The organism is Vibrio breoganii, from assembly GCF_001677275.1.
In the GTDB taxonomy this organism is placed as follows: Bacteria; Pseudomonadota; Gammaproteobacteria; order Enterobacterales; family Vibrionaceae; genus Vibrio; species Vibrio breoganii.
This window is the reverse complement of record NZ_CP016177.1, coordinates 325,913-343,859: the sequence shown is the minus strand read 5'-3', so window position 1 is coordinate 343,859 and position 17,947 is coordinate 325,913. Positions and strand designations below refer to the sequence as shown.

At 45.1% G+C, this 17,947-nt stretch carries 14 protein-coding genes; 2 read left to right on the top strand and 12 right to left on the bottom strand.

Annotation, left to right across the window (positions count from 1 at the left end; genetic code table 11):
- The first annotated feature begins 71 nt into the window (after window positions 1-71).
- Complete coding sequence (locus A6E01_RS01705; protein ID WP_017028768.1) at window positions 72-566, top strand: hypothetical protein; 495 nt, start codon at window positions 72-74, stop codon at window positions 564-566.
- Here A6E01_RS01705 and A6E01_RS01700 read toward each other — a convergent pair.
- Both A6E01_RS01700 and A6E01_RS01695 read right to left on the bottom strand, forming a co-directional pair.
- A complete protein-coding gene (locus A6E01_RS01700; protein ID WP_082961324.1) occupies window positions 559-1,494 on the bottom strand; it encodes a LysR family transcriptional regulator in 936 nt (311 codons plus the stop codon). The genes A6E01_RS01705 and A6E01_RS01700 overlap by 8 nt on opposite strands.
- Window positions 1,495-1,608: 114 nt before the next feature.
- The gene (locus tag A6E01_RS01695) at window positions 1,609-2,583 is read right to left on the bottom strand and encodes a Gfo/Idh/MocA family protein (protein ID WP_017028770.1); all 975 of its coding nucleotides are present in this window, start codon (window positions 2,581-2,583) and stop codon (window positions 1,609-1,611) included.
- Between the two features lie 505 nt (window positions 2,584-3,088).
- Here A6E01_RS01695 and pykF point away from each other — a divergent pair.
- Window positions 3,089-4,501 carry a pyruvate kinase PykF gene (gene pykF, locus A6E01_RS01690; RefSeq protein WP_017028771.1) on the top strand — a complete coding sequence of 471 codons (1,413 nt, stop codon included), beginning with the start codon at window positions 3,089-3,091 and terminating at the stop codon, window positions 4,499-4,501.
- 73 nt (window positions 4,502-4,574) lie between these two features.
- Here pykF and A6E01_RS21610 read toward each other — a convergent pair whose 3' ends face one another.
- The 10 genes from A6E01_RS21610 to A6E01_RS01645 all read right to left on the bottom strand — a co-directional run bounded on the left by A6E01_RS21610 (window position 4,575) and on the right by A6E01_RS01645 (window position 17,829).
- Window positions 4,575-4,706: a hypothetical protein gene (locus A6E01_RS21610; protein WP_257744110.1), complete on the bottom strand. Its 132-nt coding sequence runs from the start codon at window positions 4,704-4,706 to the stop codon at window positions 4,575-4,577.
- 277 nt (window positions 4,707-4,983) lie between these two features.
- Window positions 4,984-5,478 carry an acetolactate synthase small subunit gene (ilvN, locus tag A6E01_RS01685; protein ID WP_026012667.1) on the bottom strand — a complete coding sequence of 165 codons (495 nt, stop codon included), beginning with the start codon at window positions 5,476-5,478 and terminating at the stop codon, window positions 4,984-4,986.
- Window positions 5,479-5,480: 2 nt separating this feature from the next.
- A complete protein-coding gene (locus tag A6E01_RS01680; RefSeq protein WP_017028773.1) occupies window positions 5,481-7,202 on the bottom strand; it encodes an acetolactate synthase 3 large subunit in 1,722 nt (573 codons plus the stop codon).
- A gap of 353 nt (window positions 7,203-7,555) precedes the next feature.
- Window positions 7,556-9,391 (bottom strand): AMP-dependent synthetase/ligase, encoded by a 1,836-nt coding sequence (locus A6E01_RS01675; RefSeq protein WP_017028774.1) that lies wholly within the window; start codon window positions 9,389-9,391, stop codon window positions 7,556-7,558.
- A gap of 229 nt (window positions 9,392-9,620) precedes the next feature.
- Window positions 9,621-10,589, bottom strand: a complete 969-nt coding sequence (leuO, locus tag A6E01_RS01670; RefSeq protein ID WP_017028775.1) for a transcriptional regulator LeuO — start codon at window positions 10,587-10,589, stop codon at window positions 9,621-9,623.
- Between the two features lie 379 nt (window positions 10,590-10,968).
- On the bottom strand, window positions 10,969-12,027 hold the full coding sequence (locus A6E01_RS01665) for an MJ1255/VC2487 family glycosyltransferase (protein ID WP_065209442.1): 1,059 nt from the start codon (window positions 12,025-12,027) through the stop codon (window positions 10,969-10,971).
- Window positions 12,028-12,030: 3 nt separating this feature from the next.
- Complete coding sequence (locus tag A6E01_RS01660) at window positions 12,031-12,588, bottom strand: phosphatase PAP2 family protein (RefSeq protein ID WP_017028777.1); 558 nt, start codon at window positions 12,586-12,588, stop codon at window positions 12,031-12,033.
- A gap of 161 nt (window positions 12,589-12,749) precedes the next feature.
- Window positions 12,750-15,857: an efflux RND transporter permease subunit gene (locus A6E01_RS01655; RefSeq protein WP_065209441.1), complete on the bottom strand. Its 3,108-nt coding sequence runs from the start codon at window positions 15,855-15,857 to the stop codon at window positions 12,750-12,752.
- On the bottom strand, window positions 15,854-17,179 hold the full coding sequence (locus tag A6E01_RS01650; RefSeq protein ID WP_065209440.1) for an efflux RND transporter periplasmic adaptor subunit: 1,326 nt from the start codon (window positions 17,177-17,179) through the stop codon (window positions 15,854-15,856). The genes A6E01_RS01655 and A6E01_RS01650 overlap by 4 nt, the downstream gene beginning before the upstream one ends.
- On the bottom strand, window positions 17,179-17,829 hold the full coding sequence (locus tag A6E01_RS01645) for a TetR/AcrR family transcriptional regulator (protein WP_017028780.1): 651 nt from the start codon (window positions 17,827-17,829) through the stop codon (window positions 17,179-17,181). Before A6E01_RS01645 ends, A6E01_RS01650 begins: the two co-directional genes overlap by 1 nt.
- Window positions 17,830-17,947: the final 118 nt, after the last annotated feature.

The window sequence follows — 17,947 nt, the reverse complement described above, 5'->3', positions numbered from 1 at the left end:
TCTCGATAAGCTAAGCACACGGAAGTGCTTAGGGTCTGTTGACCTAATGTATTTTACGATTGGAGCTGAACATGCCTACCCTTATCAAAAAAACCATAGCTTTGCTTTTGTCTACAACATTGCTCGTTCCATCACTAGCAACAGCATGTGTCATGGATGGCATTGGAAGTGGCGCGCTTTATCAGGTGCCAAAACAAACCTTTAGTCTTCAATTAGCAACCGCTCAAGCGATTAATGCTGGCAAGATAAAGGTGGCTGTTGGTGGCCGTTATGAGCAAAGAATGATGATGCTGATGTTTCAACTTCAACAACAACTCAGTTCTGAAAATGAGGGAGAGTGGTTCTTATTTGAATCGAGCAAAGGACATTACTACAAGATCATAGCGTCAGATTCTAGGATCAGCATCAAGCAACATGAAGTCCCACAAGGGGAAAGTGAAGAGTCCATTATCATTGATGTCGATGTGTTAAGCGCTATTGTGAGTAAGCAAATAAACGCAACGCAAGCTGTAGACTTGGGCATCTTACACCTACCCAACGATGCTCATAGCCTACTCATCAGTTAGTACTTACTATCGGCTCATCTTTGGCAAGTAGATTAGAGACCAACTCACGTAACCACACATTAGCCTTGTTTTGATTCATTCGGCTATTCCAAACCAGGTAAGACTGGTAGGTATCCACATCAAAGGGAAAGTCCAACACCTCAAGCCCAAAGGTATCTTGATACTGCTGCGCAAGATGATAGGGAACCGTCGCGATCGCATCACTAAATGACACCGCACTCATTATGCCCATTAATGAAGAGTGCTGAGAATGCACTGCTCGCTGTGGTAAGACTTCATCAACGAACCAACCCACGAACGGCAGGCTTCTTCTACGCAGGTTAAGTATGGCGTGCTTTTCACTCAGGTATTGATCTTTACTGATCGAATGACTAGAAAACCTCGGGTGCCCTTTTCGCACCACACAACAGAGTTTATTTTCGGTCAGTGGTTGGGTGGTATACACTCGAGAGGTGGACTTCACCACGTCGATAACAAGATCGACCTTTTCATTACTAAGATCATCGTAGATCGCTTCTTCAGTTGCTGGCAGCTCTTTAGTCACCACATCAATACCCGGTGGCATCGCGGTATTCACTAGCGCGCGCTGCAAGGTATAAATGAGCCCTTCGTGCACATAGACAACAAACGTTCGCTGGCTTTGTTCAGGCTCGAAGCTCTCAAGACCAGACAAGCAAGCCTCTATATCTAATAATGGACTTGCTAACCTCTCGTAAAGATCCTGAGCAAATCGAGTAGGCTTAATTCCCCTGCCCGTTCTTGCAAACAGCTCCTGCCCTGCATTGTCTTTTAACCGTGCCAATGCATTACTGACCGCGGATTGAGTCATATCTAACTCATCAGCAGCCTTAGTGACAGATTGGCTGCGATAAGCAATCACAAAGACTCTTAATAAATTGAGGTCGAAGCGTTTATTTTTAGTTCGCATATAAGATGCTGTCCCACAAAGATTTACTCAGCTCTAAGAATAAACCAAGATACCGCTACCAACCGTCATCTAGGTGTAAAACTCTGATATTTATCGATATCTCGACTTATTTAATTACTGGTCGGCAGGAAAAGCCACCCCAGTTTGCGCTCGAATCTCAGTAATGACCTTTGAGGTTATCAAAGCTCTTTGTTTGTCTGCTGAGTGAATTCGCCCGCTTTTTATGGCTTTGGCAAAGGCTTTGGCTTCGTAGTACATAGGATTTGCGTGTTGCTCTATTGCAATAGACCGAGGCGATTGCCCCCTTTGATGCCATTCCACACTTTGGCACAAAGAAATCATGTCAATTTGTAGTGCGGCATCCTCTCCTTGTATTTCGCAAGGCAGGTAAGAATCATTCACCTTTGAATGGGTAACCACCGCATCAAAATCCCCATAGTTAAGGATGACACTGCCATGGCCATCAACACCCGATTCCAGCAAAGCGGCGTGCGCTTTTATAGATTGAGGATCACCAAAAAGTTCAACGCAGGCCGCAATACAATAAAAACCGATATCCATAATAGAGCCATTGGAGAATGCAGGATTGAAGGTGTTAGGGTTCTCTCCGTCCAAGTACTTTTGATAGCGAGAAGAATACTGGCAGTAGTTAATATTCGCCTTACGAAGCTTCCCTAGTTTGGGGATAGACTGCCTAACAATATCGAAGTTGGGAAGATAACTAGACATGTAGGCTTCAAAGAGAATGACACCTTGCTCTTCAGCGACCTGATACATCTGCTCTGCCAGTGCAAAGTTTGAAGCAATCGGTTTCTCCACAATAACGTGTTTACCCGCTTTCATCATTTGAATCGCTTGAGGGGCATGCAATGAATTAGGGCTAGCGATATAGACAGCATCAACATTGCTGTTGGCAAGGGCTTCTAAAGAGTCAAAGCAATCACTTGCTTGATGTTTTTCGGCAAATTGCTTCGCGTTCTCTATCTTCCTTGAATAGACAGCCTGCAATGTAAACGAGTCGCTTGCCTTTGCTGCATCAATAAAGCGCTCTGTAATCCAGTTTGAGCCTATAACACCCAGTTTCAACATCTCAATTCCTCTTTGAACGTTTCAGATGATCTATCAGTCAATAGTTGAAGAATATAACACGTTCCGAAACGCCAGATTTAGATAACAACAACACAGCTGAGGCCTGATCCGGCCTAGTTTTAGCTCTGTGGATTTATTTCAATGTTAAAAATAATAATTTTGCGCTAAAACCTTGTTCTAAGACAATTCTAAATCGTGAACTTCATTAAGTTCGGTGTTAGAATCCGACACCAGAAAGAAACTTTATTACAGAATTTTTGCCGATAGTGCCTGAATGACTAAAGCGTTCATTCAGACTTTAACGGCGGATTAGACGAAAAATAATCCAATTATCGCTCTTAAATTGACTGATAATGTGTGATTGGTCGTCGTGGTTGCCAATAAATGCTTTTTGAGTCACAAATTAACGACTCGCTGTAAATTTTGTAATTTAATTACAAATGAAGTAATATGGCCGCCAGTACCCTATTTAAACTTACGTAATACTTACCGGAGAGTATTTTCCATGAAAAAGACCAAAATCGTATGTACGATTGGCCCTAAAACTGAATCTGTAGAGAAGCTAACTGAACTAGTAAATGCAGGCATGAACGTAATGCGCCTGAACTTCTCTCACGGTAACTTTGAAGAGCACGCTGCGCGTATCGAAAACTACCGCGAAGTTATGTCTAAAGTAGGCAAGCAGCTAGCTATCCTTCTAGATACTAAAGGTCCAGAAATCCGTACAATCAAACTAGAAGACGGCAATGACGTTGATCTAGTAGCTGGTCAAGAATTCACTTTCACTACAGATGCTGCTGTAGTTGGTAACAAAGACATCGTTGCTGTAACTTACCTTGGTTTCGCGAACGACCTAACTGCTGGTAACACTATCCTAGTAGACGACGGTCTAATCGAAATGGAAGTTATCTCTACTTCTGAAACTGAAGTTAAGTGTAAAGTTCTTAACAACGGCGCACTAGGCGAAAACAAAGGTGTTAACCTTCCTGGCGTTTCTGTTCAACTTCCTGCTCTTTCTGAGAAAGATAAAGCTGACCTTAAGTTCGGTTGTGAGCAAGGCGTTGATTTCGTTGCTGCTTCTTTCATTCGTAAAGAAGAAGACGTTAAAGAAATCCGTGAGCTTCTAAACGCTAACGGTGGCGAAAACATCCACATCATCTCTAAGATCGAGAACCAAGAAGGTGTTGATAACTTTGACGCTATCCTTGAAGCTTCTGACGGCATCATGGTTGCTCGTGGCGACCTAGGTGTTGAGATCCCAGCTGAAGAAGTAATCTTCGCTCAGAAGATGATGATCGAGAAGTGTAACCGTGCACGTAAAGTTGTTATCACTGCAACTCAAATGCTTGATTCTATGATCAGCAACCCACGTCCAACTCGCGCAGAAGCGGGTGACGTTGCAAACGCAATCATGGATGGTACTGACGCAGTAATGCTTTCTGGTGAAACTGCTAAAGGTAAGTACCCAGTAGAATCAGTAGCTATCATGGCTCAAATCGCTAACCGTACTGACAGCGCGCTAAAAGCAGAACTAGGTTCTCGTCTTGACAGCCCACGTCTACGCATCACTGAAGCAGTATGTAAAGGCGCAGTAGACACAGCTGAGAAGCTAGCTGCTCCACTAATCATCGTTGCTACTGAAGGCGGCAAGTCTGCACGTTCTGTACGTAAGTACTTCCCAACTGCAAGCATCGTTGCTCTAACAACTAACCCTAAGACTGCTGCACAGCTAGTTCTTACTAAAGGTGTTCGTCCAGTTCTTGTTGATTCTATCGACAGCACTGATGAGTTCTACAAAAACGGCAAAGAGTACGCTCTAGAAGCTGGTTTTGGTAAGAAAGGCGACATCGTAGTTATGGTTTCTGGCGCTCTAGTTGCTTCAGGTACTACTAACACTGCATCTGTACACGTACTATAATTTGTAGTTCGATACAGATACAAAAAAGAGAGCCAATCGGCTCTCTTTTTTTATGTCTATTTCTTAGTAAGTTTTAGTAGGAGAACAGTTCACTTCGATGTGTGTTCATCAACAACACTAGTGGTAAAAAGTAAACAGCGTTAAATGTCACCGCCATCATCAATAAACCACCAACCACTAATCTTACAAATGCATTCTTTAACATACTTCGCCTCGATATGATCACAGAGTTGCGCTATCCCTATCCCACTCAGCGATGCTGTGTTCATTCAAACTGGGCGCAGTGTATCGTTCAAAAAAGCACCACGCAATCACAATAATCATACTATTTGCACTAACTCAAAGTTCTAGGCAATAAAAAAGCCATCCCTGTGACAGGGATGACTTTAACAATAAGCACAAAGTTTTAATTTTTCAGTAGCTTAAGCTAGATGCAAAACCAATAAGCAAGCGTTCGCTTTTCAACACACCTGAAATGAAAACTATGCTTTCAGTGCTCTTTCGCCACGGGCAATACCCACGACTCCGCTTCGAGCTACCTCAATCACATCAGTAATTTCAGATACTGCTTGAATAAAAGCGTCGAGCTTTTCACTGGTGCCCGCCAGTTGTACTGTGTACTGAGAGGCGGTGACATCAACGATCTGCCCACGGAAGATATCAGCGGTGCGCTTCACTTCAGCACGAGCAAATCCCGATGCCTTTAGTTTCACCATCATAAGCTCACGCTCAATGTGATCAAACTCAGTCACTTCTTGCACCTTGAGTACATCAATCAACTTGTGCAGTTGCTTCTGAATTTGCTCTAGTTGCAGTTCATTGGTTTCTGTTGTGATATTCAGACGTGAAAGGGTCTCATCGTCTGTTGGTGATACCGTCAGAGATTCAATGTTATAGCCACGCTGTGAGAACAGACCCACTACTCGAGACAGTGAACCTGGTTGGTTTTCCATTAGTAGGGAAATGATATGTCTCATAGTTAGGTTCTCTCCGTCTTGCTTAGCCACATATTGTCCATGCCTTCGCCTTTGACTTGCATTGGATACACGTGCTCGGTTTCATCTACGCTGATATCGACAAATACCAAGCGGTCTTTCATATCTAATGCTTTTTGCAGGCCTGATTCGAGCTCATCTGGCGAGGAAATACGAATACCCACATGTCCATAAGCCTCAGCAATAGCTGCGAAATCAGGTACAGAAGTCATGTAGGAATTAGAGTGACGTCCTTCGTAGATGATGTCTTGCCACTGCTTAACCATTCCTAGGAAGCGGTTATTTAGGTTAATGATTTTTACTGGAATGCCGTATTGGAGCGCCGTAGACAGCTCTTGGATATTCATTTGAATACTGCCATCACCAGTCACAACCACTACTTCTTCTTCAGGGTGTGCGAACTTAACCCCCATTCCCGCAGGAAGACCAAAGCCCATAGTTCCTAGACCGCCTGAGTTAATCCAACGGCGAGACTGTTTGAATGGGTAGTAAAGCGCCGCAAACATTTGATGCTGACCTACGTCAGAGGCCACATACGCATCACCATCTGTCAGTTTGTGCAGGGTTTCAATAACCTGTTGCGGTTTAATTTTGTCTGGCGATTTCTCGTAAGCTAAACATTGACGCTCACGCCAAGTCGCAATCTCACTCCACCAGTGGTCTAAGGCTTCTTTATCGTTGTCACTATTTTGATTTTCCAACAGCGACACCATGCACTCAAGAACCTTGTCGGCAGAACCCACAATCGGTAGGTCTGCTCGGACATTCTTAGAGACTGAAGACGGGTCAATATCCACATGGATGATCTTAGCGTCAGGACAGTACTTCTCTAGGTTATTGGTGGTACGGTCATCAAATCGTACGCCCACACCAAAAATAAGATCGGCATTGTGCATCGCCATGTTGGCTTCGTAAGTACCGTGCATGCCCAGCATACCCAAAGAGTTGCTATGCATCCCAGGGAAAGCGCCTAAGCCCATAAGGGTACTCACCACAGGCAAGTTCAGCTTCTCAGCCAAACTAATTAGATATTGGTCTGATTCTGAGATAACCGCGCCGCCACCCACATACAACACAGGCTTTTTCGCCTCTAAAAGCGCCTTCAACGCCTTTTTGATCTGTCCTTTATGTCCAGATGTGGTTGGGTTGTAAGAACGCATTTTGATGGATTCAGGATACTCGTAAGGGAGTTTAATCTGAGGATTCATGACATCTTTCGGCACATCAATAACCACAGGACCGGGACGACCAGTCGAGGCGATGAAAAATGCTTTTTTAACCGTTTCGGCGATATCTTCAGCGCGCTTTACTAAAAAGCTATGTTTAACGATCGGGCGCGATACGCCGACAATGTCACACTCTTGAAACGCATCATTACCAATCAGGCTATTGGGTACGTTTCCTGAAATGACGATCATTGGGATCGAATCCATATACGCTGTCGCAATACCAGTAACGGTATTCGTCGCACCAGGGCCAGAACACACGAGCACGACACCAGGCTTACCCGTTGAGCGGGCATAACCGTCGGCCATATGCGTTGCTGCTTGTTCATGGCGCACTAAGACGTGTTTGATCTTATCAGTCTTTGCATGAAGGGCATCGTAGATATCAAGTACCGAACCGCCGGGGTAGCCAAAGATCTGCTCTACTTCTTCTTCGATCAATGACTGGACGATCATTTCTGCGCCAGATAACATTTTCATTACATCTCTCCTTACCGATTGCGAATAGGTTTGGTCCACTTATCCGCTAGGTTTTACATAGCTAGGGCTTATTCGTAGCCTAAAAGTATCCTTATCATTACTGAGCGTTTAAGTACCTCAATAACAATTCAACTATGTCCCCACACAGGCCATAGCAGGCGTGGGATAACCTGCCCACCATACCGTTTTTGACCTACAGCTGTCCACGCAAAAACCACATTTCATTAACAAAAATCACAAAAAAGCACAGCCATATGACTCGTGATTCTTAACTATCTGTTTTTAATAGCGTTAAATAAAAAAAGCCCGCCAACTTAATAAAGTGGCGGGCTCTAATTGTTTACGTTAATGCACTACTTTTTAGGCTTTGATTTGCTCTTGCCCGTTTCATCGTACATTTCATCAATTTCGTCTTGGTAACGGTCATTGATAACCTTACGGCGAAGCTTCTGAGTTGGAGTCAGTTCTCCCTTCTCCATAGAGAAGGCTTTAGGCAGTAGTTTGAACTTTTTCACTTGCTCAAACTTAGCTAAGTTTTGTTGCAGTTCAGCCACTCGAGCTTCAAGCATTTCAACGATTTGGCTGTGCTTTAACAGCTCAACCTTATCGTGGTATTTGATGTTAAGCTCTTTAGCATGCTCTTCTAGCGCCTCAAAGCTTGGTACGATCAAAGCAGACACAAACTTGCGTGTGTCCGCAATAACGGCAATCTGTTCGATAAAGTGGTCTTTACCAATGGTGCCTTCAACCACTTGAGGCGCGATGTACTTACCACCAGAGGTCTTCATCAACTCTTTGATTCGGTCCGTAATAAACAGGTTACCGTTGTCATCAAATTGACCCGCGTCTCCCGTCTTCAAGAAACCATGCTCGTCGAAGGTTTTCGCTGTTTCTTCTGGCAACTTATAGTAACCACGCATAACCATAGGGCCACGCACTAAGATCTCGTTGTTTTCACCGATCTTAACTTGAGCGCCCGGCATTGAAGTACCGATAGAGTCCGGGTTAAATGCTGGCTCATCCCAACACGACACGGTCGCCGTTGTTTCTGTCATGCCGTAGCCTAGCTTCACGTTCAAGCCAAGTGCATGGAAAAAGCGGCCAATGGTTTCATCCAGCTTGGCTCCGCCACATGGCATCATCGTAATATTGCCACCTAAAAGAGCTCTGAGCTTACTCAGTACTAATTTATCCGCTAAGGCATGGCTGCGTTTAAGTAAGTAAGAAGGCTCACGCTCTTCCTGCTTACACAGTGCAACACGTGCACCCATGTTAACAGCCCAAGTGAACATCGCTTTCTTAACAAAAGAAGAACGAGACACTTTTTCGTGAATTGCAGAGAAAATCTTCTCGTAGAAGCGAGGTACAGCACACATCACTGTAGGCTTAACCTCACCTAGCGCATCTTTCACCTGCATGGTATCAACCAAATAGGCATTGGTTGCGCCGGTATACAGAACGAACATGGTCCATGCGCGCTCAAATACATGCGAAAGAGGCAAGAAACACAAAGACACATCGTCTTTAGTTAGGTTCAAGCGCTCAACGTGCCCTTCCAATTGAGAGGCAAAGTTCGTGTAGTCCAGCATCACGCCCTTTGGCTGACCTGTGGTACCTGAGGTGTAAATCAGCGTCACAAGGTCATCTAGGTTCGCGTCAGCAAGACGCTGCTCAAATTCAGTATTGAGCGTTTCGGTATCGTTTTTCTCTGAAGACTTAAGGAAGTCATCCCAAGAAAGGCTGAAGCTATTATCTTCAAGTTTAATGCTGTCGCACATGGCAACAATCAGCTCTAGCTGTTCGCATTGATCGAAGATGCCTACAGACGCGTCATATTGCTCTTGTTCACCAACGAACAACACCTTCACGTCTGCGTTTTGAATAACATAAGCAGACTGTTCTGCTGTATTAGTAGGATAAATAGGAACGGTTACAACACGTGCTTGTAATGCACCAATATCTGCCATTGTCCATTTTGGCATGTTGTTGGCATAGATACCGACCTTATCCTGAACACTCAATCCTTGAGCCAAAAGTGCCATAGAAACAGCATCCATTTGCTGTCCAAATTGCGACCAAGAAATATCGTGCCAAGCACCATCAAACTTATGTTTGAGTGCCGCGCGATCTCCTCCATCTACAACCTGTTGGCGAACCTTTTTTACAATGTGAAACTCTGAACTGGTCATAAACCTCTACCTTTTGGCTTACAGGTGTAAGCTGAGTGAGCGCATAGTTTACAGTCGGGCAAATAAAACGCAATTCTAATAGCTTTCTCATCATACAAAATTGGACATAAATCCGGTTTTTACTTACTGGTAAGAGTAGTCATTAATTGCATATGGCTAATAAAAAAGCACCAAAAAACCTAGTTTTTGGTGCTTGATGATTTTATGCGCTATTTTTGGCTAAAGATCCCTAACGATCTTTTGTTACAACTTCTCCGCAAACCGTCATTAATTGCTCTCTCATCCACACATGTGCTTCATCGTTTTCACGCGATTCATGCCATGTTAGGTATGCTTTAATCTCAGCTAGCTCACCAGGGAATGGCAATGCATGGATACCTAGGTTTGTCGGGAAAAAGTCTTTTACCCAGCGAGGCACAACACAAATAAGTTCAGATTGCGCAGAAACCGCGATCAAGTTACCCAAGGTTGCACCTCGGTATGAAGAGGTCACCTCTAAGCTCTTGTAGATTCGATCGCTCAAACCCATCACATCGCTAGCAGGAGACAAGCGTGCATGTTGCTCAGCTAAAAGCTGCTCCATAGAGATCTGGTGCTTGTTCCCTAAACGGGGATGATCGTTTGCACAAATCACCACAAGCTCATCGCTGTATAGTTCAGTACTTACAAAGCCAGGTTGTTCGAAGCGCGTATAATCAATGACAAAATCCAGCTCTTGCTGCTTAAGCTTCTCATGCAATGAAACCCCACCATGCGAGTCCAGATTCAACTTAACGTTAGGCGCTTTCTCTGTGGTGGTTTTGATAAGCTGAGGCGCAAAGCGAACATCATTAGGTGTCCCTATTGCAATAGAGAATGTGTTGGTCGATGTTGCTGGATCAAATACCGCACCAGGCAGTTCATTCTTAACCAATTGCAGTGCCTGACGAACAGGGACAAACAATTGACGCGCACGAAGAGTGGGAGAAATACCACGACCTTGACGCATAAATAGATCGTCTTTAAACATCACTTTCAAGCGCGCTACTGCATTACTTACTGCAGGCTGGGACATGTTCAGATTTTTTGCGGCGCGAGTGATATTTTGCTCCTGCATAACTGCATCAAACACGGTTAGCAGATTTAAGTCGACTCCACGTAGGGTTGTTCCTTGGTGAGCTAATCCTTGCTGCCAATCATGTGAATTGCTAGTTAACATATACTCTTCTCTTTATTCTATTTAGCCAACCGCGAGTCAGTACTACTGCATAGCTCGTATCAAAATATAGAGTTACGAAACTACGAACCAACCGGCGAATCATCAACGGGATGAATATTCAATAGCGCTAATATGTTTCAAATCATCACCAAGGAACAAGCAAATTGATAAAGAATCAGTACGTTTTATCAACAACAATATTTTAGCCATAAATAACAAACACTTAATTTAAGTGTAAAAAAACCTAAATCAGGTTTTGTGATGAATAATTAGACAAAAAGCAGTCATTAATGAAAGGTGTATATACTAAAAGTGGTAAGAGACCCGTAGTAAATGGTCACTTACCACTACAGAAAAGAGACCGAACGAGGCGCTCAGATCAATCCAATAGATGTGTTATATGGCTAGGAAAGTCCACTTTCTTCCACAGTTTTTGGCTTAATGCTTCCTGCTGATGCCAGTCTCCTTCGATAACCCAATCAGAAATAGCTCCGGCAACATCTGGATAACGAATCGGATCCGGTTTTTGTTCACCTAGCCATTTTCGTATTGTTCCTGCTTCCAATTCCAGCATTGCAGAACCCAAGCCTAGGTACTCCAAAGTAGCCACATTGCTTTGCTGCTCAAACTGTCCATTGAGGGGTTTAAGCAGTAGTTTTTTCCCTAGAGAGAGCGCCTCCGATGGCAGCTCAAAGCCACCGTTCGCAATCACTCCCTGACAGCGAGAAAGATCCCTCTGAAAAGAAGAAAACGACAGGGGACGAAACTGCACATTACCGATGTCATCCGCATCCCTTACATCAGGGTGGTAGCAGCGAAAAGAGTGATCAGAGAAACGTTGCAGTAAATCTGCCACTTGCTTTAAGTCCTCAAAAGGCAGATAGACTAAGATAAATGCTTCTTCGGTTACTGCACCTTGTGCACAAGTATGCACAATAGGTGGCAAAATAGGTTGCTCGAAATGATACCAATGCAGGCCCAATTGAAAATCTGAGGGTGCGAAGTGATGAATAATGGTTTTATCCATCAAGCCAAAGCCCTTCTTTGGAACCTGAAAGCGAAACGCGTTCTGATGACTGATGCCAATACAAGGCACTTTGTGCTTCTTAGCGGCCCACGCAGAAATAGGCTCAAAATCATTCAGTACTAGATCGTAGTCTTTAACATTTAGGCTGTTGATGTCTTGGAACAACTCCACCAAGTTATTATTGGTGGCGGTCTTTAGGTAGTCCACCTTGCCACAATGAGAGTTGAATGTGAGCCCAGAAAAAGAGCGATAGCCATTGAAGGACTCCATCGAGAAGTACTTTTCTCTTTCCCTACCTGAAAAGACAAAGTCTACTTGTATCCCATCTCGATTTTTAAAAGCCTCAGCCATAGCCCTCGCACGAGCGATATGCCCATTTCCAGTGCCTTGCACGCCATAGAGTATCTTCACAAATTAGACTCCCACAATTGCCATTGCGATGAATGAACTGGCTAAACCCAGCATCACACCCGCAACGATATCGCTAAAGAAATGAACGCCAAGTAGGATTCGAGAAAGTGCAATGAGGCTAGCCCAAACCACCGCTATCACAGCTAAGCTCGGGAAGAAGGCGCAAGTTAATACCGCCATAATGGTCGCAGCAGCAGTGTGGCCTGAGGGCATGCTGTACTTATCCGACGGTTCAATAAAGTTGGTCAATCGAGAGGACAAATCATGGGGACGGCGACGGCGAAAGCTGTTCTTGGCAACCCAGTAAATCGGCAGCTCAATAACAAATGAAATCAGACCACAGGCAAGAAACAGACTGCCAATAGTCGAATCGGCGACCCAAGCGATTAGAGCAATTGCTGCGTAGAGATGGCCGTCTCCAGAGTGAGAGACAGCCCTGCTAAATAAGCCAACCTGAGAAGCAAATCTATGCTCAAGACAGAACAATGAAAATGCCAGATCAAAACGAACGATAGGGTTTATTCGCTGTACACCCTGATTTTCTAAATCAAAACTACTCATGTCGCCTTCCTTATCAACTTCCCAGATGGGTACCCAAAGGGTTAATGCCCAAACTAAGGAAGTTAAATGACAAGAAGGTGACGTTTTGTTTGAGTTGAGATTACATTTTAAGCACGTTTTGATGTATTCAAACAAAACCATTGATAGTTGGACATTGATAGTTAGGCATTAAGGTTCTCATGTTTAGACACCTTGCCAAAATCAGCCAATATGGAATACGCGCAAGGCACCATAAACAGCACCAACACTGTTGAGGCAAAGATACCAAACACTATCGATATCACCAGAGGCTGAATAACCTGAGCCTGTAGGCTTGTTTCCAAAAGCAATGGCAGTAAACCAGCTGCGGTTGTCATTGAGGTGATAAATACCGCTCGGAAGCGCTCTCGACTCGCCTTAACCACAGCATCATGCACTGTATCTCCTTCATCCACATGAAAGCGTATGTACTGAACCAAGAGGATAGAATCGTTCACTACAATCCCTGCAAGAGACACAAACCCCATAATACTTGGCATACTCATGTTATGCCCTAGCAAGAAGTGCCCCCAAATCACTCCAATAAAGGCCAGCGGGATCGCCAACATAACCACAAAGGGTTCGAGATAGCTACGGAATTGGTAACTCAAAATCGCAAACACACCAAACAAGCCCACTAAGAAGCCTTTGCCCATCGATGAGCCGGTCTTTGCTGTGTCCTTTGACTCCCCTTCAAAATCAACACGAATACCCGGGTACTTCTGCTGAAGCTTGGGAAGTTCTTGAGTCTTGAACTTACTGATAATCTCCCCAGAGCTTGCCTTTGAGGTGTCTAAGTCACTAAATACCGCCACGGTTCGCATACCGTTGATACGCTGTATCCGCACGTAATTTCGCTGAAAATCAAAACTTGCTAGGGTTGCGAGAGGGATCTGTGCACCGTCAGGCATGATAATTGGGAAGTTAGCCAGACGCTCAAGATTGCCCGCTTCCTCTTTGTCTAAACGCACCTCAATCTTAATGTTTTCAACGCCAATCTGGATCTCATCTGCCGTTTCACCATAGAAGGCGGCGCGCAACTGACTTGCAATCATCTGCCCATTCACCCCGTAGCTTTCAGCCCCAGGGCGCAATTTAACCAAGACCTCTTCTTTACCCATTCGCATGTCATCAAGCACGCCGTGCACGCCATCAAACTCATTCAGATAAGACTGTATCTCTATTGAGGCCGCCTTGAGAGACTCTAGATCATCATGTTGCAAGCGGATTTCGATTGCGCGCCCGCCCGGCCCCATAGTCGGTTGTTTAAATACCAGTGAAATAGGCGCAGCCATCTCCCCTGCATCTTCGCGCCAGGCATCAATAAAGTCATCAAGGATGGTATTTCGCACTTCTGCGCCAAGCAAGTCTAGGCGCACCGTTGCAATGTGCGGACCTGACTCATTAGCATCCGCATTGCTGTTAAAGCTTGCGGTAATGTGCTGAATTAAAGGAACGCCATTTTCGACGTTTTCGGTCCACTCTTTATCAAGTTTCTCAGCAGATTTAACCAGTCGCTCTACGACTTTTTCGGTTTGGCTCAATGAAGAACCTGGAGGTAGGATAATTCGCGCCTCTGCGATATCCCCATCCAACTCAGGAAAGGGCACAAACTTAAGATGCCCGCCGGCAAGCAGGGAAATAGAAATGAGCAAGGCTGCAATAACCGAGCCCATAAAGAGATAACGATACTCGACCGCTTTGTCCACCGCTCGCACTAAAGGACCGTTACGAAACTCTTCAAACTTCTCGAGAAAAGCCGTTTTGAAGCGCAGGTCTGGGCGCTCTTTCTTAGCACTGTGCAATGAGTGTGATAAGTGATGAGGCAAGATCAAGAAAGCCTCGATAAGACTGATACTCAGTACAAGAATCAACACCTGCGGTACCGCTTTTAACACAGCACCCATCTCACCATCTAAGAACAGCAAGCTACCAAAGATGCACACTGTGGTTAGAAATGAAGATACCACTCCGGGGAGCACCTTCTTCACGCCGTTTATTACCGCATCATCAATGCTTTGCCCCCGATCAAGATGCGCGGCTATCGACTCGGCAATCACTATGGCGTCATCCATCATGATACCGATGGCCATCAACAAACCCACCAGCGACATGATGTTGATGGAAATACCCAGATTAGCCATCATAAAAATGCCACCAAGGAAAGCAACCGGTAGGCCTGCCGCAACCCAGAATGAATATCGCAAACTAAAGAACAGCCACATAGTGGCGAATACCAATACGATACCTTGCCATCCATTGCGCACCATCATGCTCAATCGATCCCAGAGCACAGATGAGAGATCGTTGGTCATCTCAATAGTGACCCCATCGGGAGCGATCGCGCGTTGATCATCAACAAAACGGGTGACATTATCTTTGATTCTAAGAGCATCATCTTCTTTGTTTTTACTGATCTTGAGTATGGCCGAAGGCTTTTCATCAAACAGTACCTTCTGTTCATCCAGCTCGAAGCGATCGGTAATGGTGGCCACGTCACGAAGGCGCACAATAGAGCCATTAGGCCCCGAGCTCACTACGATACTCTCTAGTTGTTGCGGGGTGACTCGTCTTTCATCAAAGCGAATCAGTAGATTCTTTTCTGGCGTCTCTACGTTGCCACTCGGCAATTTTACGTTCTGCTTGCCAATCTGGGACGCTATGTCATTCACGCTCAGCCCGAGTTGACGCATGATGTAGGTATTGAGTTCGACACGATATTGATGGTCAGAGAAACCAGACACATCAACCAAGGAGACGCCATAGTCCAGCTTCATAGTACGCTTCAGGCTCTCTGCATAAGCCTTTATTTCTGGCCAACTTGTATCTGCAGTAATTGCCACATCTACCACAGGCTCGTTCCAATCCAGCTCTTGCACCATTGGAGATTCAATCTCGTCTGGGAAGTCATTGATCGAATTAATCTGCGTTTGCACATCCACCAGCATACGACCAATGTCTGCAGAGTTATCCAGCTTCAACGTTAGACGAGCGCTGCCTTCAATAGCCTCACAGGTGGTTTCTTCGATATTGGACAGTCCATCTACCGCATCTTCCATCCTGACACACAAGCTCTCTTCCACCTCCATTGGTGAGGCACCAGGATAGACGATGGTCGCCATAATGTAGGGAGGCGAAAACTCGGGAAAGGTTTCTCTCTTGATGGTGGGTAAGGTAAGAACACCCACCAAAAAGATAAGTAGCATCAGCAAGTTGGCCGCTGTTGGGTGTCTTGCAAAGAAACGAATCACGCGTCACCCTCCGATGCTTGTGGCTCGTCTTCAAGCATTTCAAGCTTCAGCAACATACCCGGTATCGCCGGCAGTAGGTCGTTAAGGATCAAGGTATCCCCGTCAGAGAAATCCCCATCAACCACCACCTGCTGATCACGTCGATAGAGAACGGTAACCGGCATTATTTTCAACTTATTGTCTTCGAATAAATACACCTTATCGCCGTGCAAAGCGCGCTCAGGGATCACCCATGCCGCAGACTCTGTTCCCTCGATCTTCGCTCGAACCAGCATGCCACTGACCATAGGTGGCGTGCCGCTAGGAGAGAGTTGGCTGTAGTCTTGTTCAACCTCAAGAATCACGCCAGCGGTGGCTTGGGTAGGGTCGATAGAATCACTCACTCTTGCTACCTTAGCCGGCCATGTCGCTTTCAAATTGCCGCTAGATAAGGTGACCTCGGCATTAAGGCGTGAAAAACTAGGCAGTGGAGAGCCCACAGCATCGCGCTCTTTTGTTTCAAGGCTTTGCACTAACAGCTGCATATCATGGATGGAAAGCTGTGCCTCAACCTCCATTACGTCTAGCCCTTGTGCGACTATCATCTCTTGTTGCAGGTTTACCACCTGATTAAGCTCGATATCCACAGAAGAAATGCGCAAATCGCGAGGAAGAACAATACTGGTTTTCTCAAGGGAGCGTTCCGCCTCTTTCACTTTAGCTTGGTTAACTTCTACCAAGGCTTCTGCCACTTTTTTCTCATCAGGATACAGCGCCATCTGGTTTTCAATGTCTTGAACGAGCTTCTGCTGCGCAAGGTACGTTTGTTGCTGCGCATCAACGTCAGACTGAGAGGCCACTTTTTTGCTCCTCAAATCTTGAATACGCTTGAGCTCTGTTTCTGCCAACTTTAATCGGTTCTTTTCAATCTTTAAGCTGCTCTTGCTGTTGCTATTCTCCAGAGCCAACTTTTTAAGCTGAGTTTCACTGGAGCCTAAATCCGCTTTGGCTTGAATCAGCTTTAGCTCATAATCTAACGGATCAATTCTGAGCACTTCAGTGCCCGCCGTCAAAATGCGCCCACGCTCAAGATCAGGGTTTCGATACACCACCTTTCCGGTAACCTCAGCAATCGCCTTCCACTCAAACTTGGGGGATACCTGTCCAAATCCGATGGCTTCTGGCGCCATTGATACTGGAGTCATAGTCATGACCTCGACAGGTCTTGCTCTGTCTCCTGCAGGTTTGGTGGGTACATCAGGTCGAGTTTCAATCATCACAACTAGGGTGATAATCCCGACAGCCAGCGCGGGAAAAAACAGCAGTTTTCGGTTAAGTTTCATTAAGTGTTGTCCTGGTTCTGAACCTTGGTATTTATCATTCCTGATGCGATGACACTGAGATTGTGCTGTAGCATCTCTTCTAGAAAAGTTGGTGTGAGCTCAATTTGATGCTTTTCCAGTATTGCCGGCGGAGAGATGAAGGGAAACATCAGCATGCTGATGAAGGTAAGCTTGCACTTCTTAACATCTAAGTCCGAGCGGAATACATTTTGCTTATCTTGAGTAAAGAGTAGGTCATCACCAAGCGTGCCTACGAGTTGATCAAACATCTTTTCCGTCACTTGGCGCTGAACCTCTGAGGGAGGTTGCATCATGATACGCGCGAGCATACGAGGAAACTCAGGGTCCTTACTCATGACCAGATAGTGAGCACGCATGATACTCTCTAAAGACTGCGAACTTGGACTTTGCTTATGCCTACGCATGCTGTCGAGTATCGGTGTCATTACCGAAGTTATCATGGCTTCAAATAACCCTTCTTTATTACCGAAGTAATAACGAATCATGGCCGAGTTTACTCCCGCCTTCTCTGCAATCAGGCGCGTTGATACTTTTTCATAGGGCATACTACTAAACAACAACTTGGCGCTTCGAATAAGACTCTCTCGCGCCTCTGTCTTTTCCGCTGGGCGACCCGCCTTTCTAGACATCTAACTCTAACCACTGTTTAATTACTCACCTGATTAATTATAGTGATGTAAAACTGAAATAGAGAGGAGTTAAATTAATCAAAAACGCTGAAAGTGATTAATTTAGCTTAATCAATGC